Genomic DNA, 24,460 nt, shown 5'->3' with positions numbered 1-24,460 from the left:
AGCGGAGCTGAAATCCCCATTCAGCTCCGCATTATTCAGTGCAGATTCTTCTTTAAAAATCAGGCCTTGCGCGTTTGCCTCCCCGCTTGAAGAGGAGATCCTGAAGTTCTTTCCTGAATTCTCTCTCAAAAATAATCAGTTTTGCTATCTGTTCATCATTTAGGATATCCTCCTGGCTGCGGATATATTCCATCCGGGATTTCATCAAATCATCTTCCTTCTGAATAATTTCATTGATGAGAGTTTTATAATCTGTTTTCCCCCCTGCTTCAAGCTGCCGGTGCAGGTTTTCATGCAGACTGTCAACTGCATCCTGCATCTGACGCTGGCGCTGTTTAAATTCTTTTCTTCTTACGAAAAACTTCACACTGGATTCTTCATTCATATCAAGAATCTCCAGCAGTTTTACTTTTTCAAGCTGATCAATTCTTTTCAGCGCACGCTTTTCCATTTTGGGCTGCGCTGCAAGAAAGAGAAGCGGGAAAAATAACAGTATGATTATATAGTGAATTCTTACTAATTGCATAAATAACCTATAGTATTTTCTTTTTTTCCAATTGAGCGATTATTTCATCGAGGTCGCTGTCCTGAAGAAGCTGTTCAAGTTCATCCTCGGTTGCGGGAGACTCTCTGAGCACTGTGTGAAGGTCTTCAGTCTCCACCGAGATAATTTCGCGGAATGAATTATCAACCGTTTCATTGACTGCTTCCGGACTTTCAATTATCATTTCTTCAATAGTCTGATACTGATTGATACTTACTATTTCAGTAATTTCATCGGTTGTCATAACTTCTGGTCGGCTGCTCTGCAGGTGAAATAAATAGAAAACTAAAAACACCGGTAAAACAGCCCCCGCAGCAAGACGCATAAATCCGTAAGGAGAAAATACAGATTGTTTAGCCGGTCTACTTCCTTCAATCCGGTTTCTGAATCTTGGAAGTATCGTTTCAAAATAAGCAGTATCAGAAGGCATAAAGGAATCCTCTTTAAGATTCTTCAGTTTTTCTGCCATCATTTGCAGCCTGGCTTCCTCGGAAGAAGACAGTGAACGCCTCGCTTCAAGATCTCCGTCTAATGCGCTAAATATTTTCTTATTCATCTTTATCTTCCATCATTTCATTAATTTTTTTAACTGCATGAAAATAGTTTGCTTTGAGACCGCCGGTTGATTTGCCTGTTATTTCCGCAATTTCTTCATAGCTGAGTTCATCAAAATTTCTCAGAATAAAGACCTCTCTTTGTTTAACCGGCAGTTTTTGCAGTACGGTATCAAGTTTTTTCAGCCGTTCTTTATTTTCAATATCTCTGACAATATCGGTTCCGGAATCTGATATTCGTTTTATGTCCTGCCCGATTGGCAGGAATCTTCTCATGTTTTTTCTTTTTATCAGGTTAATGCTTCTTGTAGCGGTAATCCTGAAAATCCAAGTATAAAGCGCTGAATCAAACCGGAAATCTTTCAGTTTTTTATAAAGAACAATCAGCACTTCCTGAACAATATCATCCGCATCAAAATGATCTCCAGTCATTCTTCTTGCATGCCAGTAGATCTTTTCCCGGTACCGGTTCACAATCAGATTAAAAGAGTACTCATCCCCTTTCAGGAATTCCTCAACTAGCTCCTTATCTGATTTCTGTTCCTTCATGTACCTGTAATGTTTCTTTTAAGACAATCGTTTAAGCCAGAAAGTTTAATCTCATGAAAATTAAATTTATCGTTTTCCATTTAAACCCGCCCTCCCCGGCCTCTGTCTATAAATCAGACAAATAAAAAAATTCTATCACAATTTAATTAAAGGAAATACTTATGAAACATTTCATGATATTCTCATTTGCCTTGGCATTTCTTGTACTGCAGGCTCCGCTTGATGCTCAGGGCCGCGGCCCGAGAGATGACCGTCCCCGTCCCGGTTATAATATGATTGAGAAACTGGATCTTTCAGATGCACAAAAGGATAAGATTGAGCAGCTGCGGCTGGACCACCAGAAACAGATGATTGATCTGAGAGCAGCCCTGGATAAAGAAAGATTAGCAATGAAGGAGCTGATGGGCAATGATAACTTAAACCGCTCAGCATATTTGGCCCAGGAGGAGAAATTAAACGCGGCCAGAGATAAAATGCAGAAAGCACGGGCTAATCACCAGATGGACATCTATGATCAGCTGAATGCGGACCAGAAAAAAATATGGAGAGAATACCACGGCAAATGGGGTTTTGAAGGAAATAAAAATTTCAGAAGAGGCGGCCGCGGTCCGGGTAAAAGAGGGCCTGGGTTTGGACCGTGCTGGTATAATTAAACTTCTGTAGTTAACCGGAGTAAGGGCTTTTCATAAACGAACCTGAACATTTATCGACTCCTCTTGTTCAGGATATAAATGAAAAGCCCTCTGGTTTTATAGATCACCCAGAGGCGGTCGTAAGACGATTTCTTCGGCCACGGCATTCCCCTTCAAAAAGCATAACTCATAAACTAATTCCCCTATTGCATCAGGATGCATCATCCTTTCAGAATATTTTTCCCTCATCTCCTCAGCCCAGATTGGGGTATCTGTAGCTCCGGGGGAAACATTCATCACTCTGATATTATAACGGCGTACTTCTTCCCTCAGGACTTTTGCGTAAGCCTCCAGACCGGATTTTGTTGCCGAGTAGAGACTGCTTCGTGTAAAAACCTTTTGTGTAATTACTGAAAGAATATTGACGATTAATCCGTCTCTTCTGGAAATCATTCCCGGTAATACTCCCTGAATTGCATGAATCGCACCGGTAAGATTTGTTGCAATCATTTTCTCCGCAAGTTCAGGAGAATCTTCCTCGGCCAGTGTGAATGAGGTAATACCGGCATTATTAATGAGAATGGAAATACCGTCGCAAAACGGACTGCTTTTCAGAAAAGTTGTAATGGAATGATAGGATGACATATCACAAGCAGCGGTGATGATATTCCCTTCCCCCTGAGATTCAACAATTATTAGCTTTTTGATATCTCTCCCTGTTGCAAGAACCCGGTGTCCGCGGGAGGCAAATGTAAGAGCAATCCCCTTTCCTATTCCTGATCCGGCTCCCGTTACCCACACGATTTCCTGCTTCATGAACGGATTTTACCAAGTCTTACTAATGAGAGAAATTCAGCCCGTGTTCTTGCATCTTCTTTAAATTGGCCGATCATGGCGCTTGCTGTTGCTGATGAGTTTTGTTTCTCAACACCTCGCATCATCATACACATATGATTGGCTTCTGAAACTACGGCAACTCCGATCGGTGACAGATACTCATCAATCACCTGTGCAATCTGCTGCGTCATCCTTTCCTGCACTTGTAACCTGCGGGCAAATACATCAACCAGTCTTGGTATTTTGCTGAGCCCGACAATTTTGCCGTTTGGTATATATGCAACATGCACCTTGCCCCAGAAAGGAAGCATGTGATGCTCACAAAGACTGTAAAAATCTATATTCTTAACAATGACCATCTCATCATACTTTTCTTCAAAAATGGCATTATTCAGAACCTCGTGGATATCTTTTTTATATCCGCTTGTAAGAAATTCGTATGCTTTTGCTACCCGTTTTGGTGTACTGAGAAGTCCTTCTCTTTTGGGATCCTCGCCAATTTCAACCAGCATATCCTTAACCAGCGATTTCATCGCATCATGATTCATATGGGTCATCCTTTATATTCAACGTAATTGTTCTCGGTTTCATACAGTTTTACTGCATGCAGTTCACCCGCCGGCAGTTTATCAACAAGCTGATTCCAGATACCAATGGCAATGTTTTCAGCTGTCGGAATTATGCCTTCCAGGAAAGGGACATCAAAATTAAGATGCTTGTGATCAACGATGGCAATTACATTTTTTTTGATAATATCTTTTAAGATCTTTAAGTCCAGGAGGTAACCGGTTTCAGGGTCAATTTCACCTTTTACCACTACTTCGAGAACATAGTTATGCCCGTGCCCGTTTTTATTGGCGCACTTATCATAAACTTCATTATTCTTTTCATCACTCCATCCCGGATTATACAGTCTATGGGATGCAGCGAAGGTTTCTCTTCTCGTTATATAAACCATCGGCTATTTCAATGCTTTCAGGACTTCGTCAGCGTGACCATTAACTTTAACCTTTGGGAAAATCTGTTTTATCTTTCCTTCTTTGTCAATGATAACCGTTGTCCGTTCTACTCCCATATATTTTTTGCCGTACATGCTCTTTTCTTTCCATACACCGTATTTCATAAGCATTTCTTTTGATTCATCACTGAGAAGATCAAACGGAAGTTCGTATTTTTCGGCAAATTTCTTATGCATCGCCACTGAATCAGGACTAACTCCCAGTATAACAGCTTTCGCGGTTTTTACATGGTCAAAACGGTCTCTGAAATCACAAGCCTCCTGAGTACAACCGCTTGTCATATCCTTGGGATAAAAATAAAGGATAACCTGTTTGCCGGTAAAATCTTTCAGCGAAACTGATTTTCCATCCTGGTTTTTTAAAGTAAATGCGGGTGCTTTTTTGCCGGGTTCTAACATGACATAATCCTTTTAATATTTTTCGAGAGTTGTATCTGCTTCATCAGCCCACCGGTCTATTCCTCCGTCAACATTGTAAACTGTTTTTATACCTTCGCTTAAAAGATATTCACATGCTGAAATACTGCGGAATCCATGATGGCACAATACAAATATTTTGTTATATACTCTGAGTTCATCGAGCCGGGTAGGCAGTGTGCGGAGAGGGATCAGGACTGATTCTTTTATATGAACAATGTCATACTCCCATTGCTCTCTCACGTCAAGGAGCATGACATTGTTTTCATTTTTTAATGCTTCTGCCGCGGCAGAAGGCTCAATTCTGAGGAACATTTCAGGAAAGTGATTCTACTGTTTTTTTAATCGCATCATAATTCGGTTCATCTCCGGGTGAAGGGAGAATTTCCATATATCTGATTATTCCATCTTTATCAACAACAAACGCTGAGCGCTTTGATACTCCGGCGAAGTCCCACTTGCCCGCGCCAAAAACATCAAACACTGAATCGTAATCTTTAATAGTTGTTTTGTTAAAATCGGAAAGCAGGTCAAACTGAAGACCATTCTTCTCAGCCCAGAGAGCTAAGGAGAAAGGACTGTCAACACTTATACCAATCACTTTTGCATTAAGGTCATTATATACAGACATTCCATCTCTGAAGGTACACATCTCTTTTGTGCAGACGCCTGTATTTGCAAAAGGGAAAAACAAAAGCACAACATTCTGACCTTTCAGTTCTGAAAGAGTAACCTTGCCTCCTTTGTGGCAGTGAAGACTAAAATCGGGTGCAGGTGATCCTACGGATAAACTCATTTTTTTCCTTTTTTCTTTTTACTAACCCCATGCCCCGGCGTTTAGTTCCTTATCATGGATAATTCCCGAGTCTTTCCTTTCCGGGGCGAAATAACTAAAACAGTCCCTGGGACTTTGTCCAACGTGCAAAGCCCTCCTCGAGCTGCTCAAACGATTCAATAGCAAAGAGAACCGGCTGAAGATGCCATACTTCATATTCCTGATTAACGATTGCTTCAGGATCAAACGGTTTAACTTCCACTTCAGCTGATAATGCATGCTGCACTTCATTAAGTGATGAAACGATTCCGGCTCCGTATATCCTTCTCCCCTCGCTGGTGTTTATCAGTCCGAATTCAGCGGTGAACCAGTGAAACCGTTCGAGCCAGATATGCTGTTCACCCTCTGCTTTTAGCGCTGCCTCTCCGAATTTCTGATAAAAGTTCGCAAAATTAGGATTGGTGAGTAATGGCATGTGCCCGAATATATCATGAAAAAGATCAGGGGCGGGAGTATAATCCAGTTCTTCCTTACCGCGGATATAATCCGTTGACGGGAAAATCCTGTGCCGGAGAAGTTCAAAGAAATTTTCTTCATGAATCAGTCCCGGTACACGCGCAACTTTCCAGTTTGTTGCCTCGGAAAGGACACCGCTGAGTTCACCAAGGAATGGAATCTTATCGGGTGCAAATCCCATCATTCTGGTACCTTCAATATACTCACGGCAGACTCTCCCCTCTAGCAGCCCCATCTGACGTTTGAAAAGGATACTCCAGGTTTCATGATCTCCGGCAGGATAATTGGGGTACACAATTTCAGAACCAACAGGAACATCCCCGCTCAGTTTCTGAGGAATACACCGCGGATCAACACCGTCTGCCGAGGCTTTTTCGTAGGCAGTTAGAACCTCTTTTTTCTCTGATGACATAGTTAACCTTTAATAATATTTAATAGCTTAAATTATACAGAAATAACTATTATTTCAAGAATGTTCATAATGACAGCCGTCTGGCAGAGTAACTGCCATTTAACCGAAATCCGGTCCGATTATATTGACTTCCTCTTCGAGTTCCAGCGAAAATTTGTCTAATACATCTTTTTTTATCAAATTCTTCAATTCTATGAGCTCTTCAGGGGTTGCTGACCCATAATTTATTAGGACTAATGCCTGGTTTTGATAAGTACCGGCGTTTTTATATCGTTTGCCTCTCCAGCCTGTTTCCTGGATTAGCCATCCTGCCGGCACTTTAACCCAATCTCCCTTAATAAATCCCGGGATTTGAGGAAATTTCTCCTTTAACACATTGAATTCTGATAATCTTATCTCTGGGTTTTTAAAGAAACTACCTGCATTGCCTATTTCTTTCGGGTCCGGAAGCTTGCTTCTTCTGATTTCGATCACCGAATTTCTGACTTCTTGCGCAGAAATGTCAGAAGTTTCTTTTCCTTTGAAACGGTTGGCAAGATCGGCATAGCTTAATACCGGAGTAAACCTTTTTTGCAGCCTGAAAGTGACACTTATAATGAAAAACGGGCCTTTTAGTTCTTGTTTGAAGATGCTGTTACGGTAGCCAAATCGGCAGGATTCATTATTAAGTGTAATAATCTCTTTGGATAAAAGATCGAGATATGTTACCGAATGAATAAAATTACCCGCTTCCTGCCCGTAAGCACCGATGTTCTGGATCGGTGAAGCACCTACGGTACCCGGAATCAGCGATAAATTTTCAAGGCCGTACCAGCCGTTTTCAACCGCGGTTTGGACAAAGGCATCCCAGTCTTCCCCGGAAGATACGTTAATAAGGAAGTCACCATCAAGTTCTGAAATTGCACTAACGCCCTTAAGCCTGTTGATGAGAACTGTTCCGTTATAATCCGCGCTGAAAAGAACATTACTTCCCCCGCCAAGAATGACGAAATTCCTATTGTCTGCGGTCAGTCTTTTCACCTCGGAAATTACCTCATTCACCTCAGAAAGAATTATCAGTTCATCGGCAGTGACATCGAGTTGAAAAGAATTATAGTCTTTTAGGGATTTTTTTAAGTAATGAAGCATAATTATTTAAAATACTTCTTGAAATTTAACCAATCCTTGTTTTATTATTAACTTGAGAATTAATTAAATAGGTAAAGACAGAATCAATGGAATTGTTACAATTAGCCGGGGTCCTGATCGTATTCCTGATAATGTCAGGGCTCATGTTTTTCCGAAAGATACCTGCTCTGCTGGCTCTGCCGTTAATGGCTTTTTTTATTCCTCTGATTTCTGGTGTCAGTCCTGAACATGTTTTAACGTTTGTCCTGGGGCAGGGATCAACCCGGCTTGCGGAAGCTTACACCATTGCAATTTTCGGAAGCATGCTCAGTATAATGCTTCAGAAAACCGGAGTTGCAGAAAATTTTATAAAATTAGGGGCCGAACTCGCGGGAGACAAACCCTGGACAATTGCAATGGTGATGATGGTCTTCATTATTCTTCTCTTCACCACACTTGGCGGGCTGGGGGCTATCATCATGGTCTCGACGGTTGTGCTGCCTATTCTGATTTCAGTCGGTCTGTCCCCTATTACTACTGTGGGTGTGTTTCTGCTGGGTTTAAGCATAGGGGGAATATTAAATGTTGGCAACTGGGCAGTTTATATTGAGGTTTTGAAACTTACCCCTGATGAAGTCAGGTTTTTCGCTCTTATTATGTTTGCCATATCTTTTTTAGTTGCAGCAGTGTATCTTACCATTCAGCTGTATCGTGACGGACACGATATCAACTTTAAAAAGATTGGCATCTCACTTGGGGCGCTTGTTCTCCTTGCTCTGCTCTATTTTCCTGTTAAAGGAATGCTTGGTGAAGAGACATTCGAACAGATTTCATCGGTTGCAAAGTCAGCCGGGCTCTCAATTAAGTATTTCATTCTGATTGGTCTGATTGCCATCTTCGGGATAACTATATACCGCCTGATTTCAAAAAAAGAGCATAAAGGAATTTTCTGGGGAGCATACCTTATTCCGGTAGTCCCGCTGCTGCTGATTCTCTTTTTTGACATGAATTTTATCGCTGCATTTATTACCGGGCTAATTTATGGCTTCCTGACGACGTACCAGAAAAACAGTCTTAATATCCTCGTGAGATCAATTCTTGAAGGTGGTTCAGTGGTTATGCCTGCGGTTGCTCTCATGCTCGGAATCGGAATGCTTCTAAATGCAGTAATGGGCCCATCAGGTAATGCAGCAGCAGCATTTTATCCCGATGGCTGGCCGGTGCTTACACTTTTGCGGCCGGTAATTTCCTCCATTATACCAACAGGACAACTGTCCTACATCATTACCTTTGGTCTGGCAGCTCCCCTGGCACTCTACAGGGGTCCTCTGAATGTTTGGGGAATGGGTTATGGCATTGCCGCTATTCTTCTTGCATCAGGGATGGTTCCCGGTGCAATTATGGGACTGCTGCTTTCTGTGGGACAGATTCAGGGTATCAGTGATCCGACCAATACACAAAATGTCTGGTTGGCAAATGAGATGAGGGTTGAGGTTCAGAAAATTTTATGGAATACCATCGCTTACACATGGATTATTGCAGTCCTCGGATTAGCCGTGTCAGCCTTCATTTATTATCCCTGATAATGGCGGAGTTATAAGTATGAATCATTGGATAACTATTTTGATGGCTGTATATGAGAAAAATTAAAATCGGAATTGATGTCGGGGGTACGTTTACCCATGCAGTTGCAGTTGATATCTCTGACTTTTCAATAGTCGGAAAGGCCTGCGTTCCTACAACCCATACTTCAGAGGAAGGCGTTGCCAGAGGCGTAGTTGATTCAATGATGCAGCTGATAAACGAAGCTCATATTCATCCGGAAGAAGTTAAACTGATTGCACACTCAACCACGCAGGCAACAAATGCTCTTCTTGAGGGTGATGTTGCCAAAGTAGGAATCATCGGACTCGGAAAAGGTTTTGAAGGAAAACTTTCAAAAAAGCAAAGCAATGTGGGCAACATAGAACTGTCACCTTCAAAATATTTACATACTTCATACCGGTACCTTGACACTTCTGACCCTGAATGGAAAAGCGCTGTCCCCGGTTTAATAAAAGAGCTGCTCGCAGACGGAGTAAAAGTACTAGTTGCATCAGAAGCATTCGGTGTGGATGACCCCGGCATCGAAGAATACGTTACCCGGACCTCCGAACAAATGGGAATACTCTGCACGCCCGCAAGCAGAATTTCCAGATTATATGGATTACGGGTGAGAACCCGCACGGCGGTAATTAACGCCAGTATGATGCCAAAAATGCTTGAGACAGCCAATCTGACGGAAAAAGCAGTAAGAGAGAGCGGGATATCAGCCCCGCTAATGGTAATGAGGTCTGACGGTGGTATCATGGATATCAATGAAATGAGGCGCCGCCCGATTTTAACGATGCTCTCGGGTCCTGCTGCAGGTGTTGCTGCAGCCCTGATGTATGTAAAAATATCCGACGGCATTTTTCTGGAAGTCGGAGGTACTTCAACAGATATCTCCGTCATTAAAAATGGTAAACCTCAGGTTAAGAGTGCTCAGATAGGAAAAAACCGTCTCTTTCTTCGTACACTTGATGTGCGTACTCTTGGAATTGCAGGGGGCTCGGTTCCAAGAACGGATGGGAAACATATTACCGATGTCGGCCCGAGATCTGCACATATTGCGAAACTTCATTATGTTTCTTATTCAAACGATTCTGATTTCACTAACATCACAATTGAAAAAGTGAAACCAGTTGACGGAGATCCTTCAGATTACCTGGCAATAGTGGACCCAGCGATATCAAACAAAAAATTTACCATAACTCCGACCGGGGCATCTTATTTCCTCGGACTGGTTAAAGATGCCGGACATGGTTTTGCAAACATGACCAGTATCAAAAATGCTTTTGCATCTCTCTCGGCAATCTATAAAAAGCCAGCAGAAGAGCTTGCTAAGGATATTCTCACAATCTCCGCAAAGAAAATAAAACCGGTAATTGAACAATTATCGCGTGAATATAAGTTGGACAGTGATATGCTCCGCTTCATTGGCGGCGGCGGCGGAGCATCTGCAATCGTTCCTTTTACAGCCAACCATATGAATGTGGAGCACAAAATAGCTGAGAACTGCGAAGTAATTTCCGCGATTGGTGCTGCACTGGGAATTATAAGAGATTCGGTGGAAAAGAATATCATCAACCCAACCGAAGGGGATATAATGAATTTACGGCAGCTGGCAGTTGATTCGGTGCTGAATATGGGAGCATCACCGGATTCAGTTGAAGTCACAATCGAGATTGATAATCAAAACAAAAAAGTGATTGCAACCGCAACGGGTTCAAGCGAGATGAGAACCAAGGAACTTGGAGCTAAGTACCTTGAAGATAATGAGTTAAGTAAGATTGCATCACAAAGCATGAAGTGTGATCCTGCGACTATAAGAATTGAAGGGCAAACCGAGTTCTTCCGGGTTTTTACTTCACGGAGCACGGCAAAATCCTTTTTTGGACTCACATCAAAGAGCAAATCGGGCATCAGAGTTCTAGACGTTGAAGGAACAATTAAACTGCAGTTATCTGATGCTAAAGTTATCATGCTCCCCTGTCAGAACGTAAAAGCTGAACTGGCAAAGATTATTTCTGAATACACAACTTTTGGAGATGCAGGTGCCCTGCTCCCTGATATATTTGTTCTCTATTCAAGAAAAGTACTTGATCTGACAGGATTAATGGTCGAGTCACAGCTTATCTCCGTTGCTGAACTTGAACTGAAAAATACTCCTCCTGATCAGAATGTTGTAATAATTTCAGCTGCTAAAAAATAATGGAAACAAAAGAAATATTATCTGCTCTGAAGGGTGGTCTGATTGTCTCCTGCCAGTCAGAGGGAGATGATCCGTTTAACTCTCCTGAAGGGGTAACTCTCTTTGCTAAAGCAGCAGTCATGGGGGGTGCGGTTGGCATCAGGTCAAGGGATATTGATAAGACAGAAATGATCGTGAAAAGTGTAAGCGTTCCGGTTATTGGACTTACAAAAAGCAAGTTTGAGGACGGATACGTGAGAATTACTGGTTCTTTCAGGGAGTTTGAAGAGATCATGAAAACCGGAATTCATATGGCCGCGGTAGACGGAACATTCAGACAGCGGGAGGGATTAACCGGCCCGGAGTTTATACATGAGCTTAAAAAGCGTTATCCCCTCCCTGTAATGGCAGATATTGCGACAATTGAAGAAGGTATTGCCTGTGCTGATGCCGGGGCGGATTGTATCTCGACAACGCTGTCAGGATATACCCCTGAAACTTCAGGGAAAAAACTATCAGGCCCGGATTTTGATCTGCTTGAAGAACTGGTGAGAAAAGTTGCTATTCCAGTCATTGCAGAAGGAAGAATTAATACCCCTTCCGATGCCGGAAGAATGATTGCTCTCGGTGCATTCGCTGTGGTTGCAGGTACCGCCATTACACGGCCTAGAATGGTTACCTCCTGGTATGCAGAAAGTATTAAAAAAGAGTACGATAAAAGAAGCTCATGAATAAGAAAAAATCTGAAATAAATTTCGGAACTGACGGTTGGCGGGGTCTGCTCGACAAAGAAGTAAACCCGGCAAATATTGCCAGAGTTGCCCAGGCATTTTCAATCTACCTGATTAAGTCCAATAAGGATAAGGACAATCTGAGTGTTGCAATCGGATATGATGGAAGAAGCCAGTCAAAAGAATTTGCAACACTCTTTGCCAGAGTTCTCTCGGGAAATAATATCAAGGCATATCTTTCTGAAAAAACCGGACCTACTCCCGTAGTATCCTATTTCGTTAAAAACAAAAGGCTGAATGCCGGAGTGATGATAACGGCAAGCCATAATCCGCCTGAATATAACGGTATTAAATTTAAGTCCTCTTATGGAGGACCGTTTCTTACAGAACAGACTCACAAAGTTGAATCATATATAAATGCTGATCTGGTGCAGGTCAGTGAAGATTATATAACGCAGTCAGATCTGCGTAACATTTATTACGCGAACCTCGAGAGGATTATTGATTTTGATCTGATTAAGGAGTCAGGTGTCTATCCATTGATTGATTCCATGGCCGGAGCAGGTCAGCAGGTTATAGAGACAGCACTCGATAATCATGGAATTGCAGCCAAAACCATTTTCAAACTTCCTGAAACTGATTTTGCCGGACGGCTTGCTGAACCTCTTCCGCAAAATCTTAAGCCGCTGGCTGACGAGTTACAAAAAGGAGATTATTCTTTAGGTCTTGCTACCGATGGTGATGCAGACCGTCTTGGTGTAATGCTGGAAACAGGTGAATGGCTCAGTGCACAAGAGACGATTCTCCTGCTCGCTGATTATCTGGTTAATACAAAAAAGCTTTCCGGGCACATTGCAAAAACATCATCAGTGACCGATAAACTGAATATATTTGCCAGTGATAAAAGGAAAATCATCAATGTGCAGGTCGGTTTCAAATACCTCTGTGAAGAAATGCTCAAAGATAATGTTCTTTTTGCCGCTGAAGAAAGCGGAGGGTTTGGGTATTCATTTCACATTCCAGACAGAGACGGACTCCTCTCAGGTCTGCTATTTGTTGAGATGCTTGCTGCTTCCGGATACAAAAAGCTTTCTGAACTCGTAGCCGCAAAAAGAAAAGAATACGGTGAAATTTTCTACGACAGAATTGACGCGCATTATACAAGCGATAACAGAGTAGCGCTGCTTCCGGCACTTGCAAAAGCTCCTCCAGAAAGCATTGCAGGGTATAAAGTAACCGGATTACAGGAGTTTTTAAGCAGCAGAAATGTAATAAATGGATTAAAACTTCAGCTTGAAGGAGATTCCAGATGGCTGCTTTTAAGAAGTTCTGAGACCGAACCGATGGTGAGATTATATGCTGAGGGCAACAGCAAAAAAGAAGTTGCCGACATCTTGCTCCAGGCACAAAAACTGATATTTATACATTAAACTTATAGAGAAATGAAGAAGAATCTTTTTGAGAATAAATACGGAAGATTTTCCGAGGACTACAGGGAATATATTATAACGGATCCCCGCACTCCCCGTCCCTGGTTTAATTATATGTGGAACCCAAAATACGCAGGTCTGATCAGCCATACCGGAGGTGGTTTCAGCTTTGTTGATACCCCGCGCGATAACCGGCTTACAAGAATGCGTTATAACTGCCTGCCCTGGGATCGTCCTGGCCGGTACGTAATGGTACGTGATAATGATTCAAAAAAATACTGGTCACTTAGCTGGGCTCCCACTCTTGACGTGAAGTATAAATCCTATGAGTGCCGGCACGGGCTTGGATATACCTCAGTAGAAACAGAATTTGAAAATATAAAGGGAACACTGACCTATTTTGTACCCAGAGATCTTAATGGGGAAATATGGAAGGTAAAGCTTGTCAATAACGGCAAAACCACTAAAAACCTGGGTATTTATGCATTTACCGAACTCATGATGGGTAATGCGCTCAACGACATTATAAATCAGCCAAATGACAAACATTTTACGGATATCCACTACGATAAAAAACACAATGCACTCACCGCAACCCGCAGATACTGGGTGCTGAACAAAAAAGTGTCAGTCGAACAACCCAATCTGGACTGGAAACACTGGCTTCTTTTTACAAGCACACTGCCCGTAAGCGGTTTTGATTCTTCACTGGATGCATTTATCGGCCGCTGGAGATCGGAAGCAAATCCGGTTGCAGTTGAAACCGGAAAGATGGGTAACACCGAAATTACCGCAGGTGATCCGGTTGCCGCACTTCAATCTGAACTTGTTCTTGCTCCGGGAGAAGAGAAAGAATTTGCTATCATCATGCTGGTTAATGACAAGGAAAAGGAAGATAATCCTTTTGAGGGCTTGGACTGGAAAGATATCCGCAATATATCCCGCTGTAAGAAGAGATTCGAAGAGCTGAAAAAGTGGTGGGATAATTATCTCTCCCACTTTTCTATTCAGTCCCCCGATGATGACGTAAACGTGATGCTGAACGTCTGGAATCAGTATCAGGCAGCAGTGACGTTTGATATGGCAAGAAACTCCGGATATTACCACGGCGGGCTGTTATTCGGAACCGGTATGCGGGATCAGTTTCAGGATATACTGGGAGTTGTGCTTGCAGATCCAGAAAGAGTAAGAGCGAGATTACTGAACGCGCTACGCTTTCAATTCTCGGACGGCTCAACGCTGCATAATTTTTTCAAACTCACTGACTGGGGCGAACGAACAAATCACTCTGATACTCCCCTCTGGGTGCCATTCGGGTTAATTGAATACCTGAATGAAACCGGTGATACGTCCATTCTTGATGAAGATGTTACATTCTACGATGGCGGCAGCGCTAATGTTTATGAGCATCTGAAGCGTGCTGTGGATTTTGCAATTTCCGCTACCACCGAAAGAGGCATCCCTAAAATCATGAACGGGGACTGGAATGATACCCTGGATAAGGTTGGCCCGAAAGGAAAGGGAGAAACCATCTGGGGCGGCTTCTTCCTCGCGTACATAATCAAAAAATCCTTCGAACTCCTGAAAAGAAAAGGTGATATTGAAACCCATGCCCGCTGGCATTCAACGTATGATCACCTTGGCAAGGTAATTAATGCTGTCGCCTGGGATGGAGAGTGGTACATTCGTGCCTTTAAGGATAATGGTGAACCGCTGGGTACAAAGAAAGCCGAGCAGGGAAAGATTTTCATTAATTCCCAAACCTGGTCGGTTATCTCAGGTCTGGCTCCAAAAGATCGGGGAACCAAAGCCCTTGAATCCACAGCTAAACTGATGGAAAGAGATAACGGTATTCAGATTTGCTGGCCTTCTTATACCATCGTGGAAGAAGATGTAGGGCTCATAAGCCGCTGCGTTCCAGGTAAAAAGGAAAACGGAGCAATCTTTAACCATGCTTCTTCCTGGTTTGTGCTTGCTTCTTTCCTGAACGGAGATACTGAAAAAGCGTACTCGGTCTATAAAAAAATGCTGCCGGTAAATTCCTCGAAGCGGATTGACCGGTATGAGATTGAACCCTATGTTTTTGCAGAGTATGTAACCAGTCCTGACCATCCTACCGAAGGGCAGGCATCCCATTCCTGGCTAACAGGCACCGCTGTCTGGATGCTGCGGAATGGCATGGATCAGATTGCCGGATTTAAGACTTCGCTTGACGGCATACTGATTGACCCGTCAATACCTCAATCCTGGAACGGGTTTAAAGCCACACGCAAGTTCAGAGGAAAAACCATTAAACTGAACTGCAAACGGACGGACAAAAATGAATCCCCGGTTAAGAAAATCAATGGAATTACTGTTGAAGATCTTTTCATTAACCCGGATACCTATGAAGAGGATGTCATTAACGTAGAAATTGTTTTCTGATTACAATTCGAATAAAATCCGGCTCTGAAAACCGGGGCCGGATTTTTCTTTTTTTATTGACTTTCACATACGTAATTTGTTAATTTCCCTGTAAGAACGAGATTTAATAACAATCCGGATGGCGAACCTTGGAGTCAAATGTTATTCGCTTCCTGAAACAGTCAGGAATACAACCGGGTTTTCATGTGGTGCTACACGGATCTTTCAGCAGTATCCGCCAGGCAACTGATTGTGACTCCCCTGAGCTTTTCCTCCGGCTTCTCACAGAATATCTGACCCCTCATGGTTCTCTTATCGTACCGGCATTCACCTATTCCTTTAAAGGTAATAAAAATTCTGAAGTATATAACCCGGATCATTCAGTTCCCAAAACCGGAATACTCTCAGAAACATTCCGTAAAATGGAAAATGTCCACAGGACGTATTCTCCCACGCATTCCTTTTGCATTTGGGGTTCATTCAACCAGCTGATAAGACATGATATATCTCCGCAAAGTCCGCTCGGATGGGGTTCACCAATGTCCTATCTGCTGGGCAATAAGGATTCCCATATACTAATGCTTGGTACTGATTTTGCTTCACTGAGTTTTATCCATTTTCTTGAAGTGTACTTTAACCTTGGATATGTTAATATATTTCCCTGGGGACATGTAGGAATTGAACCGGTCGGGGTATCAGTATGGGGCGAACAGAAACTTAACGAAGTTCCAGGATGCAGCAAATCATTTACCAATCTTGAACTCTCGCTTGAAGACGACGGCTATTTTCTGCCTCATGATTATAATGGAATGTTATTTAAGCTGATAAACGTACGCGGACTTCTCTTTTTCTCAACCTCCTTTATGAAGGACCATTACCGTTCACTCCTTTGCATTGATCAGGAGTGCAAAGCCTGTACCCACAGAAGAGCCAAACTGAAAGAACTCGAAAAACTTCATGAACTTTAAGATTGAAACTTTACCTTTCGGTGATTTTGAAAGCGTAAAAATAACCTCGCTGATCAGCGGTGATAGTTTAACTGTGTGCAATTACGGTGCAACCGTAACTTCGTACACATATATTACTAATCAGGGAGGAGCAGATATACTTGTTCCATATCATTCTCCTGAACAGCTCATCAAGGGAGAAGCCGCTGTTAACTGGATAATGGCGCCATTCTCGAACAGAATGAGAGAAGGCACTTATTCATTTAACGGCAGAAGTTATCATCTGAATGATCAGTCCGGGAAAAGTCATGGTATGGTGAGAAAAATGATTTTTAAGGTTGAAGAAATAGGACAGACTGAGGAAGAAGTTATCATAAAATACCATACTCAAATTTCTCCTGAAATGTTTTCTGCTTATCCCTTTCATACTGGTATTGCAGTCACTTATCGCTTCAGAAATAAAAAACTTGGTCTTTCAATCGAAGGAACAAATCTTGGCACTGATCCTCTCCCCTTCGGCTGCGGCTGGCATCCTTATTTTTATTCAGGCGGGCAGTTAATAAACTCATTCCGGCTGTATATTCCCTCGGAAGAAGTAGTGGTTACTGATCAACAGCTTGTTCCGCTTCAGAGTAACCATATCAAGAAGATTTCCTCAGATGATATTTTGTATTTTGCCGATCCGGCTCCCGTAAGAATGATTGGAGACTCAGTGGTCAACGCCTGCTACACGAATCTTAAACCGGGCCAAAACGGTTTAATTGAGTCTGTGCTCACAGATACGATAAATAAAACTGCATTCAGAATTTTTCAGGAAAGAGGGGTTTTTTATGCATATACTCCAGAGAGTCTCAGGGGCGAGAAGAGAAAATCAATTGCACTGGAACCGGTAGAATTTATTACCGACGCATTCAACAGAGATGAACTTAAAGATCAGATTGTATTGCTGCCCGGGGAAAAACGTTCTTTTGAATTCGGAATTATCCGGGGATCGTTATGACTGCAAGAATAATCATTCCGTTTCTGATTCTCATATTTTTTACCTCTTTACTGCCTCAAAATAATTTTACTTTAAGACAAAGCCGTCTGGAGTATAAAGCTTCACTTGAGAACAAGATTGATAGTGCATTAACGCAATTTCTAGAATCAGGAGAATCAAAAGATCTGGATGAAGCTTTCTGGGGGGCAGGATTATTATTGAGAAAAAGTGATGATTTACACAGTACTCTGACTACTTTGTTCTCAGAAAAAATACTTCCTGAGGCGGAACTCCGCAGTGCTCTTGAATGTGCATTCACCGTATATCCTTCAGAATTTACAGAATTACTGAGCAAAAAAATTCATAAGGTATCGCACCCAAAAATATTTTCCATGATGGCAGTGTATCTTTCAAAAAACGGGGTTCATCTGGGAGAAATGCTGGAAATAACAGAAAACTATATCAACCGGACCGATTCTGAAGATCATCCGATTATTCAAGGCCTGCTTTTATATCTGAAAAAAGAAAGCCCGCTCTCACAAACTGATGTAAGTATTCTGCTGAATCATTCATACCAGCAAAACATCATATTCTCCTTGCAATACAAAAACAGAAACAAACCCGGATTTGTTTTAATTAAGAAAAATGGCACTGGATTTCTGCGTGATAGTTCAGGAAAGACAACCCTCATTCCCCAAATGGCCCGGGCTCTTTCAAACATGCCAGGATTTTTAACAAACGGAAATACACCCCAGGGAATATTTACCATTCTCGGAATTGATACTTCCGAAAATGTATTCATCGGTAACACTCCAAATTTACAGCTTGCCCTTCCCTTCGAGGTTGCACCGGAAGTATATTTCAGAACATCATCAGAAAAAGTAACAGTTATGGAAAGTGACCGGTATCTTTCAATACTGCCTGAAAAATTGCGCGTAAAGAATGCGTTTCTCGAAGCATTTATCGCAGGGAAAGCAGGCAGGAATGAAATTATTGCTCACGGTACCGCAACCGATATTAATTATTATAAAAATGAAGTTTACTTTCCCTATACCCCGACTTTGGGATGTCTCTGTATGAGAGAAGAATGGTCTGAAGATACAGGAGCACTGGTTTACAGTGATCAGCAAAAGTTTATGAAGCTGATAACTGAAAATTTAATTACCGATGGTTATTTTATCGTTGCAGAGATTGATGATGATGTCTCCGCGGATGTGATTCAAAAAATCCTGAAGTAATTTAGCGGACTTTTTCCGGTAAAAAATTCTCGGCGATCATGCAGCGTGCACTTCCCCCTCCAAGCGTTTCTATCGTTGGTATGCTTAACGGCAGCAGCCGTGCATATTTAGAAAGTATAGTCTTCTGCTCTTCAAAAAGTGAGTTATAAGCAGATTCCGACATAACCAGCAATTGCTCCCCGGCATTGTTTTTTAGCAAAATCATATTCCCAGCAAATGAATTCATCTGTTCAAAGCTGATTGCTACCACTTCATGGTCTGTTTCCTGAAGCAGCCGTATGACATTATCCCTTTCGCTTTTATCGGTTAATGAGTCAGTACAAATCACGGCAAATCCTGAACCGATACACATCAGAACATTGGTATGATATATCTCATTTCCATTATGATCAGCTGCATGAAACGCGACAGGTTTGTATCCGATTACAGAGCACAGGTTTTGGAATAGGTCAAGATGCGTCCGGGGAGAAAGAGCGGCATAGGCAAACTTATGGAGATGATCAAATACAATACTTCCCGTCCCTTCTAAAAACTTTCCCTCTGATTCTGAAGCCGAAAAATCATAAACCTGCAGGACAGCATAATTTGCAGTAAGCTCTTTTACGATATCTTCTCTTCTCTCAAGACGACGTTTCTCAGAAAGCATCGGGTAAAGAATTATCGTCCCGTTTTCATGCAGACTGATCCAGTTATTAGGAAATACTGCATCCGGTTTAACCGGAATCGCGGTATCTTCAAAAACATGAATATCCACTCCGGCACTGCGCAGTTTTGCTATTGCAGCATCAAATTCTGCCTGTGCTAAACTTCCGGACTGTTCCGCAAGTCCTGTATTATTTTTCTGAAAAGCATTAGAGCCGGCAGTCTCAGGGTTAAAACCAAAATTTGCCGGACGAACCATGATTATTTTTGATGTCGGATACATTTGTCAGTTTCTGAATTTAAGAAATCTTGTATCCTAATTTACCTTCTTTTTCTTTTTCAGAATAGAATATCCGGTACCAGCATTCTTAAAAGTATTAGTAAGTACTCCGAGTCTTTCAATTTCCAGAGATATTGAATCTCCCTCTTTAATCCAGACCGGTGTATAACTCTCTCCTTTTTTCCTGGCTTCAAGCGCGGCTGTACCGTTAAGTTCAAGATAACAACCGGTTCCTACGGTACCAGAGCCGATCACATCTCCGGGATGCAGCATTACGCCATAAGAGGCCCGTTCAATCAGTTCCGCAAAAGTCCAGTTCATCTGATTAACATTGCCCTCCGAAATTTGTTTTCCATTATGGAACGCTTTCATACTCAGTGAATATACATTTCCATATTCACCTTTGGATGCCGCATCGGCAAGTTCATCAGGAGTTACCATAAACGGTCCAAACGTTGTGGCGAAATCCTTACCCTTTGCAGGTCCCAGATTAAGTTTCATTTCTTCCATCTGCAGAACACGGGCAGAAAGATCATTCATGACCATAAATCCGGCTATATAATTATCAGCTTCCGATGAAGTGATATTTTTACCTTCTTTTCCGATGACAATTGCACATTCCAGTTCGAAATCAAGTGATTTGAAATGATCTTCTTCTAGCACGATTTCCCCGGGGCCAAATACAGCTAGATGATTGGTAAAATAAAAAACGGGATACTCATCAAATTCCGGAATCATCTCTACTCCCCTGTTTCGCCGGGCTGTCATCACATGCTGTCTGAAAGCATACCCATCCCTGCAGGAAGTGGGCCTGGGAACAGGAGATAACAGTTTTACGTCCTCAATCTTGAGATGGCTGTTAATCTTGCCGCTCTTTACTGCTTCAGTTATATGGCTGGCAACCTCAAGTGAACGATCCCACTCCAGAAGGAGATCTTCCATCTTTGCCGGACAGACAATTTCAAGTGATGTAGCCATTGCCTGAACCGGATAGATATAACCATCTATATAAAGCCCGGTCAGATAGCTGTCACCTGATTCAAAAGATACAAATTTCATTTCAACTCCATATTATTTGATGCTGATAACAGACTGCATTAAACGCTGATTTTATCAGCAATCACTTTCTTATAAACCCTTTTAAGTACATCCGCCGCAAAAGCAGTTTCTTCATCCGTTCCGGAATTTATCCTGACTGCATTTGGGAAACCGAATGAGCCAAGTGGTCTGAGGATGAGTCCGCTGGCCAGGCATTCTTCATGAAATTCAAAAGCCGTTTCGGTATCATCAAAAAGAAGCATGAAAAAATTAGCTGCGGATTCAGTTCTGTTTATTCCAAGCTGATCGGCAGTTTCTTCAAGAATCCGGAGGGAACGGCGGTTCAGCTCAACAGTTTTTTGAATAAACTCGTCATCACCTAAGGACGCAATTGCTGCTTCCTGCGCCAGCAGATTAGGTTCAAACGGAAGTTTAACTTTATACAGTTCGCGAATAACCGAGGGATGACCAAAAGCGATTCCAATCCTCAGCCCCGCAAGTCCATAAGCTTTAGAAAATGTCCTGAGCACAATCAGATTATTCAGTTTATAATCCAGTCCTCGCGGATATTCAGGGTTATGCTCAGAATAGACAGTATAGGCCTCATCATAGATGATGAGTATATCATCCGGTACTTTTGCAAGAAAATACTCGAACTCGTTTTTCGTAAAAATCGTACCAGTCGGATTATTCGGATTGGCCAGATATATAATTTTTGTCTGACTGGTAATTGCATCAGCCATCGTCTTCAGATCATACCTGTACTCCCTCTGGGGAACGGTAACTGATTTTCTGTCATATTTATTCACGTTTACAAACCAGCCAATAAAAGTTCCTTCCGAAGTCAAGACTTCATCACCAGGTTCAGAAAATGTGCTTATGATATATTGTAGAATGGCATCAGAGCCAGCCGCAGCGAATACCCTGTCTGCCGGCTGATTATATTTCGCAGATACTGCATGAGTAAGCCGGTAACAGGAAGGATCAGTATATCTGTGAAGTTCGCCTGTGACTGTCTTCATAGCATCAAGCGCTTTGGGAGAAGGGCCAAGCGGGTTTTCATTTGACGCAAGTTTAACAATGCGCGTGAGTCCCTTCTCACGCGCAAGTTCATCAATGGGTTTGCCTGCTTTGTAGGGGCTCAGATTCCTGATGAATTCCGGAACGAAAACCATCAGTGCTCCAGCCAGGAATGTTCGTAATCAGCAACCTTTGTCGCCTTAACATTCAACGTCAGATTAAGGGGCTCAAAGGTATCAATCATGACGGCATACTCTTCTGCTTCTTTCTTGCCAATAGAAGCTTCCGTTCTTCCGGGCTGAGGACCATGGGGAATTCCCATCGGATGAAGCGTAACAGAGCCTTCTTCAACGCCTGAACGGCTCATGAAGTCTCCATGCACATAATACAGTACTTCGTCACTGTCAACATTGCTGTGGAAATACGGGGCAGGAATAGCCTGCGGATGGAAATCAAACAACCGCGGTACAAAGTTACAGACCACAAAATGCTCCGTAGTAAATACCAGATGTACCGGAGGAGGCAAGTGTATTTTACCTACCTTAGGGGCATACTCTTTTATATTAAAGGTGTAGGGATAAAGGAATCCATCCCACCCGACAACATCAAACGGATGATGAGGAACAGTATATTCAAAATATCTGCCGCGCAGTTTAAGAATCAGGTTAAACGACCCGATCTGGTCAACCGGTTCAAGCGATACCGGAGGTTTGAAATCCCGTTCATAATAGGGCGCTTCTTCTGTCAACTGGCCGTATTCATTTCTGAAATGGCGGGGTATATCATAAGGAGTTGATGATTCCGTTATAAGCAGACGCACATCTGACAGGCTGTCAAACTTCATCTGATACGTTGTTCCCTTGGGAACAATGATATAATCCCATTGAGTGAAGGGCAGATCACCATACTCTGAAAGGAAATGACCGCTTCCGTGATGGACAAATATCATCTCGTGCATGTGGCTGTTTCTAAAGAACAAATCTGTATCCTCAGTTACCTTTGCGGTAGAGATAACACAATTGTTATTGCGGAGATATTCCTGTCTGGAAGTGATATAATTACCTCCTGTGTGTTTCTTGCCTGTTTTGAAATGATAATACTGCAATGGAGCATCATTCCAGTCAGGTGATTTATCGGGGAATATTTCTTTTATTTCTTCAACCTGCGGAGGCATATATAAATGGTATTTATTTGAATAAATACCAGAAAAACCCTTTGTACCGAACAATTCTTCACGATAAAGGGATTTACCGTCTTCCTTATAAAAGGTGATATGGCGCTTCGGGGGAACCTTACCTAATCTCACGTAATATGGCATCGTCTCAGTCCTCTTCTATCTTAAATGTTCAAAAAAATAATACAGGCGGCAACAAGCCGCCTGCCGGTATTTCACTAATTATTCTTTATCAAAATTGCCGCGTAAAATCTGATCTCGCTCAATTGATTCAAAAAGTGCCTGGAAGTTACCTTGTCCGAATCCTTCACTTCCTTTACATCTCTGAATGATCTCAAAGAAAAATGTCGGGCGGTCCCCGATCGGTTTTGTAAACAACTGAAGCAGATATCCCTGACCTTCGATATCAATCAGAATTCCGAGTTCCTTCAGTCTATCAATATCTTCGTCAATCTGGATACCTCTTTCACGAATCATCTGATAATAGGTATCAGGAGGAGTAGAAAGAAACTCCACACCATTTTTTCTCATCGTAGAAATTGTTTTGATAATATCATCGGTTGTAATAGCAATATGCTGAATACCAGAACCGGTATATTCATCAATATATTCTTCAATCTGAGATTTCTTAACGCCCTCATACGGCTCATTGATGGGATTGCGGATTTTTTTATCTCTTGAACGTACAACCTTCGAAAGAAGAGCAGAATATTTTGTGGATATATCTCCGGGACCAAATTCAAGGAAGGTTTCAAGATTGAGCGCTTTATTCATATAATTTACCCAGAGATCCATTTCGTTTTCACGTACATTTCCCACAACGTGATCAACCTTCAGCAGTCCGGTGTCTTCTGTTTCAATGTTAATTTTCTGGATAGGAGCAATAAATCCCGGACGGAAGATTCCTTTATAATTGTCCCCGTTAAAGAAACAGATTTCCGCATCATCATAAAGTCTGATAGCAGCTTCTTCAACATAACCCTGCTCATTCTCATATTTCTTAGGAGTGCGTGATGGAATACCTCCGTTTGCGATGGCTGTCTCATATGCCTTTTTAACATCATCAACTTCAAGAGACCATCTTTTTACACCGTCTCCATGCCGCTGAACAAAATACGCGATATCATAATTGGTAGGTTTGAGAAATGATGAGATTACGAACTTCATGGAGTTTTTCTCCAGATAGTAAGAAACCTTCTCCTTATTTCCGGTTTCTGCTCCCGAGTAGCCTACGATCTTGAATGAAAAAGTCTTTGCCAGCCAGAAAGCCCACATTTTGGCGGATCCGACGTAGAACTCAATATAATGGTATCCTCTGACACCTAACTCCTGTGACATGAAATAACTCCGGTAAGATTTTGAATAATGATTGTGCAAAACTACACAGCCACCGAATTAAAAACAAACTTCCCATTCAACAGCTAAATAATTTGCAGTCCTGAATT

25 protein-coding genes are annotated in these 24,460 nt (G+C 42.2%); 9 read left to right on the top strand and 16 right to left on the bottom strand.

Annotation, left to right across the window (positions count from 1 at the left end; translation table 11 throughout):
- Nucleotides 1-52 precede the first annotated feature (52 nt).
- From HRU80_09285 to HRU80_09275, 3 genes are all read right to left on the bottom strand, one after another.
- Nucleotides 53-451, bottom strand: a complete 399-nt coding sequence (locus HRU80_09285; GenBank protein QOJ29066.1) for a hypothetical protein — start codon at nt 449-451, stop codon at nt 53-55.
- 82 nt (nt 452-533) lie between these two features.
- Nucleotides 534-1,100, bottom strand: a complete 567-nt coding sequence (locus tag HRU80_09280; protein ID QOJ29065.1) for a hypothetical protein — start codon at nt 1,098-1,100, stop codon at nt 534-536.
- Nucleotides 1,093-1,647, bottom strand: coding sequence for an RNA polymerase sigma factor (locus HRU80_09275; GenBank protein QOJ29064.1), 555 nt, complete (start codon nt 1,645-1,647; stop codon nt 1,093-1,095). Before HRU80_09275 ends, HRU80_09280 begins: the two co-directional genes overlap by 8 nt.
- Before the next feature lie 161 nt (nt 1,648-1,808).
- On the opposite strand from HRU80_09275, the gene HRU80_09270 reads away from it, so the two are divergent.
- Complete coding sequence (locus HRU80_09270) at nt 1,809-2,300, top strand: Spy/CpxP family protein refolding chaperone (protein QOJ29063.1); 492 nt, start codon at nt 1,809-1,811, stop codon at nt 2,298-2,300.
- A gap of 96 nt (nt 2,301-2,396) precedes the next feature.
- On the opposite strand, the gene HRU80_09265 is transcribed toward HRU80_09270, so the two are convergent.
- The 8 genes from HRU80_09265 to murB all read right to left on the bottom strand — a co-directional run bounded on the left by HRU80_09265 (nt 2,397) and on the right by murB (nt 7,382).
- Nucleotides 2,397-3,095: an SDR family oxidoreductase gene (locus HRU80_09265; protein ID QOJ29062.1), complete on the bottom strand. Its 699-nt coding sequence runs from the start codon at nt 3,093-3,095 to the stop codon at nt 2,397-2,399.
- Nucleotides 3,092-3,664: a GTP cyclohydrolase I FolE gene (gene folE / locus HRU80_09260; protein ID QOJ29061.1), complete on the bottom strand. Its 573-nt coding sequence runs from the start codon at nt 3,662-3,664 to the stop codon at nt 3,092-3,094. Before folE ends, HRU80_09265 begins: the two co-directional genes overlap by 4 nt.
- A 5-nt stretch (nt 3,665-3,669) precedes the next feature.
- Entirely contained in the window at nt 3,670-4,074 is a 405-nt protein-coding gene (locus HRU80_09255; GenBank protein ID QOJ29060.1) for a 6-carboxytetrahydropterin synthase, read from the bottom strand.
- Between the two features lie 3 nt (nt 4,075-4,077).
- On the bottom strand, nt 4,078-4,533 hold the full coding sequence (gene bcp, locus HRU80_09250; protein ID QOJ29059.1) for a thioredoxin-dependent thiol peroxidase: 456 nt from the start codon (nt 4,531-4,533) through the stop codon (nt 4,078-4,080).
- 12 nt (nt 4,534-4,545) lie between these two features.
- Nucleotides 4,546-4,866: a hypothetical protein gene (locus HRU80_09245; protein ID QOJ29058.1), complete on the bottom strand. Its 321-nt coding sequence runs from the start codon at nt 4,864-4,866 to the stop codon at nt 4,546-4,548.
- Nucleotide 4,867: 1 nt separating this feature from the next.
- A complete protein-coding gene (locus HRU80_09240; GenBank protein QOJ29057.1) occupies nt 4,868-5,347 on the bottom strand; it encodes a redoxin domain-containing protein in 480 nt (159 codons plus the stop codon).
- A gap of 94 nt (nt 5,348-5,441) precedes the next feature.
- Nucleotides 5,442-6,254, bottom strand: coding sequence for a phenylalanine 4-monooxygenase (locus HRU80_09235; GenBank protein ID QOJ29056.1), 813 nt, complete (start codon nt 6,252-6,254; stop codon nt 5,442-5,444).
- A gap of 99 nt (nt 6,255-6,353) precedes the next feature.
- Complete coding sequence (gene murB / locus HRU80_09230; protein QOJ29055.1) at nt 6,354-7,382, bottom strand: UDP-N-acetylmuramate dehydrogenase; 1,029 nt, start codon at nt 7,380-7,382, stop codon at nt 6,354-6,356.
- A gap of 86 nt (nt 7,383-7,468) precedes the next feature.
- Here murB and HRU80_09225 point away from each other — a divergent pair, with 86 nt between their 5' ends.
- The 8 genes from HRU80_09225 (at nt 7,469) to HRU80_09190 (ending at nt 18,861) form a co-directional block, all read left to right on the top strand.
- Nucleotides 7,469-8,944, top strand: coding sequence for a citrate transporter (locus HRU80_09225; protein QOJ29054.1), 1,476 nt, complete (start codon nt 7,469-7,471; stop codon nt 8,942-8,944).
- Between the two features lie 53 nt (nt 8,945-8,997).
- Nucleotides 8,998-11,154, top strand: coding sequence for a hydantoinase (locus HRU80_09220; protein ID QOJ29053.1), 2,157 nt, complete (start codon nt 8,998-9,000; stop codon nt 11,152-11,154).
- Nucleotides 11,154-11,864, top strand: coding sequence for an N-acetylmannosamine-6-phosphate 2-epimerase (locus HRU80_09215; protein QOJ29052.1), 711 nt, complete (start codon nt 11,154-11,156; stop codon nt 11,862-11,864). Before HRU80_09220 ends, HRU80_09215 begins: the two co-directional genes overlap by 1 nt.
- Nucleotides 11,861-13,294 (top strand): phosphoglucomutase, encoded by a 1,434-nt coding sequence (locus tag HRU80_09210; protein QOJ29051.1) that lies wholly within the window; start codon nt 11,861-11,863, stop codon nt 13,292-13,294. The genes HRU80_09215 and HRU80_09210 overlap by 4 nt, the downstream gene beginning before the upstream one ends.
- A 12-nt stretch (nt 13,295-13,306) precedes the next feature.
- Entirely contained in the window at nt 13,307-15,718 is a 2,412-nt protein-coding gene (locus HRU80_09205; protein QOJ29050.1) for a glycosyl transferase family 36, read from the top strand.
- Between the two features lie 128 nt (nt 15,719-15,846).
- Nucleotides 15,847-16,665, top strand: coding sequence for an AAC(3) family N-acetyltransferase (locus HRU80_09200; protein ID QOJ29049.1), 819 nt, complete (start codon nt 15,847-15,849; stop codon nt 16,663-16,665).
- On the top strand, nt 16,655-17,644 hold the full coding sequence (locus HRU80_09195; protein ID QOJ29048.1) for an aldose 1-epimerase: 990 nt from the start codon (nt 16,655-16,657) through the stop codon (nt 17,642-17,644). The genes HRU80_09200 and HRU80_09195 overlap by 11 nt, the downstream gene beginning before the upstream one ends.
- Nucleotides 17,641-18,861 (top strand): hypothetical protein, encoded by a 1,221-nt coding sequence (locus tag HRU80_09190; protein ID QOJ29047.1) that lies wholly within the window; start codon nt 17,641-17,643, stop codon nt 18,859-18,861. The genes HRU80_09195 and HRU80_09190 overlap by 4 nt, the downstream gene beginning before the upstream one ends.
- Nucleotide 18,862: 1 nt before the next feature.
- On the opposite strand, the gene HRU80_09185 is transcribed toward HRU80_09190, so the two are convergent.
- The 5 genes from HRU80_09185 to hppD all read right to left on the bottom strand — a co-directional run bounded on the left by HRU80_09185 (nt 18,863) and on the right by hppD (nt 24,353).
- Nucleotides 18,863-19,786 (bottom strand): amidinotransferase, encoded by a 924-nt coding sequence (locus HRU80_09185; protein QOJ29046.1) that lies wholly within the window; start codon nt 19,784-19,786, stop codon nt 18,863-18,865.
- A gap of 33 nt (nt 19,787-19,819) precedes the next feature.
- Nucleotides 19,820-20,842, bottom strand: coding sequence for a fumarylacetoacetate hydrolase family protein (locus HRU80_09180; protein QOJ29045.1), 1,023 nt, complete (start codon nt 20,840-20,842; stop codon nt 19,820-19,822).
- 38 nt (nt 20,843-20,880) lie between these two features.
- Nucleotides 20,881-21,996 (bottom strand): histidinol-phosphate transaminase, encoded by a 1,116-nt coding sequence (gene hisC / locus HRU80_09175; protein QOJ29044.1) that lies wholly within the window; start codon nt 21,994-21,996, stop codon nt 20,881-20,883.
- Nucleotides 21,996-23,159 carry a homogentisate 1,2-dioxygenase gene (locus tag HRU80_09170; GenBank protein QOJ29043.1) on the bottom strand — a complete coding sequence of 388 codons (1,164 nt, stop codon included), beginning with the start codon at nt 23,157-23,159 and terminating at the stop codon, nt 21,996-21,998. Before HRU80_09170 ends, hisC begins: the two co-directional genes overlap by 1 nt.
- A gap of 78 nt (nt 23,160-23,237) precedes the next feature.
- The gene (gene hppD, locus HRU80_09165) at nt 23,238-24,353 is read right to left on the bottom strand and encodes a 4-hydroxyphenylpyruvate dioxygenase (GenBank protein QOJ29042.1); all 1,116 of its coding nucleotides are present in this window, start codon (nt 24,351-24,353) and stop codon (nt 23,238-23,240) included.
- Between the last annotated feature and the right edge of the window lie 107 nt (nt 24,354-24,460).

It is taken from the genome of Ignavibacteriales bacterium, from assembly GCA_015709675.1.
Lineage (GTDB): Bacteria > Bacteroidota > Ignavibacteria > Ignavibacteriales > Ignavibacteriaceae > H2-BAC3.
This window is presented reverse-complemented; position numbering and strand designations above follow the sequence as displayed.

Coding starts and splice junctions, on each gene's coding strand:
- HRU80_09225 (QOJ29054.1), top strand. CDS start 7,469: ATGGAATTGTTACAATTAGCCGGGGTCCTGATCGTATTCCTGATAATG.
- HRU80_09205 (QOJ29050.1), top strand. CDS start 13,307: ATGAAGAAGAATCTTTTTGAGAATAAATACGGAAGATTTTCCGAGGAC.
- hisC (QOJ29044.1), bottom strand. CDS start 21,996: ATGGTTTTCGTTCCGGAATTCATCAGGAATCTGAGCCCCTACAAAGCA.
- HRU80_09190 (QOJ29047.1), top strand. CDS start 17,641: ATGACTGCAAGAATAATCATTCCGTTTCTGATTCTCATATTTTTTACC.
- HRU80_09220 (QOJ29053.1), top strand. CDS start 8,998: ATGAGAAAAATTAAAATCGGAATTGATGTCGGGGGTACGTTTACCCAT.
- folE (QOJ29061.1), bottom strand. CDS start 3,664: ATGAATCATGATGCGATGAAATCGCTGGTTAAGGATATGCTGGTTGAA.
- HRU80_09245 (QOJ29058.1), bottom strand. CDS start 4,866: ATGTTCCTCAGAATTGAGCCTTCTGCCGCGGCAGAAGCATTAAAAAAT.
- HRU80_09235 (QOJ29056.1), bottom strand. CDS start 6,254: ATGTCATCAGAGAAAAAAGAGGTTCTAACTGCCTACGAAAAAGCCTCG.
- HRU80_09215 (QOJ29052.1), top strand. CDS start 11,154: ATGGAAACAAAAGAAATATTATCTGCTCTGAAGGGTGGTCTGATTGTC.
- HRU80_09195 (QOJ29048.1), top strand. CDS start 16,655: ATGAACTTTAAGATTGAAACTTTACCTTTCGGTGATTTTGAAAGCGTA.
- HRU80_09275 (QOJ29064.1), bottom strand. CDS start 1,647: ATGAAGGAACAGAAATCAGATAAGGAGCTAGTTGAGGAATTCCTGAAA.
- HRU80_09265 (QOJ29062.1), bottom strand. CDS start 3,095: ATGAAGCAGGAAATCGTGTGGGTAACGGGAGCCGGATCAGGAATAGGA.
- HRU80_09180 (QOJ29045.1), bottom strand. CDS start 20,842: ATGAAATTTGTATCTTTTGAATCAGGTGACAGCTATCTGACCGGGCTT.
- HRU80_09255 (QOJ29060.1), bottom strand. CDS start 4,074: ATGGTTTATATAACGAGAAGAGAAACCTTCGCTGCATCCCATAGACTG.
- HRU80_09280 (QOJ29065.1), bottom strand. CDS start 1,100: ATGAATAAGAAAATATTTAGCGCATTAGACGGAGATCTTGAAGCGAGG.
- HRU80_09185 (QOJ29046.1), bottom strand. CDS start 19,786: ATGTATCCGACATCAAAAATAATCATGGTTCGTCCGGCAAATTTTGGT.
- HRU80_09270 (QOJ29063.1), top strand. CDS start 1,809: ATGAAACATTTCATGATATTCTCATTTGCCTTGGCATTTCTTGTACTG.
- HRU80_09170 (QOJ29043.1), bottom strand. CDS start 23,159: ATGCCATATTACGTGAGATTAGGTAAGGTTCCCCCGAAGCGCCATATC.
- HRU80_09210 (QOJ29051.1), top strand. CDS start 11,861: ATGAATAAGAAAAAATCTGAAATAAATTTCGGAACTGACGGTTGGCGG.
- hppD (QOJ29042.1), bottom strand. CDS start 24,353: ATGTCACAGGAGTTAGGTGTCAGAGGATACCATTATATTGAGTTCTAC.
- HRU80_09240 (QOJ29057.1), bottom strand. CDS start 5,347: ATGAGTTTATCCGTAGGATCACCTGCACCCGATTTTAGTCTTCACTGC.
- HRU80_09285 (QOJ29066.1), bottom strand. CDS start 451: ATGGAAAAGCGTGCGCTGAAAAGAATTGATCAGCTTGAAAAAGTAAAA.
- bcp (QOJ29059.1), bottom strand. CDS start 4,533: ATGTTAGAACCCGGCAAAAAAGCACCCGCATTTACTTTAAAAAACCAG.
- murB (QOJ29055.1), bottom strand. CDS start 7,382: ATGCTTCATTACTTAAAAAAATCCCTAAAAGACTATAATTCTTTTCAA.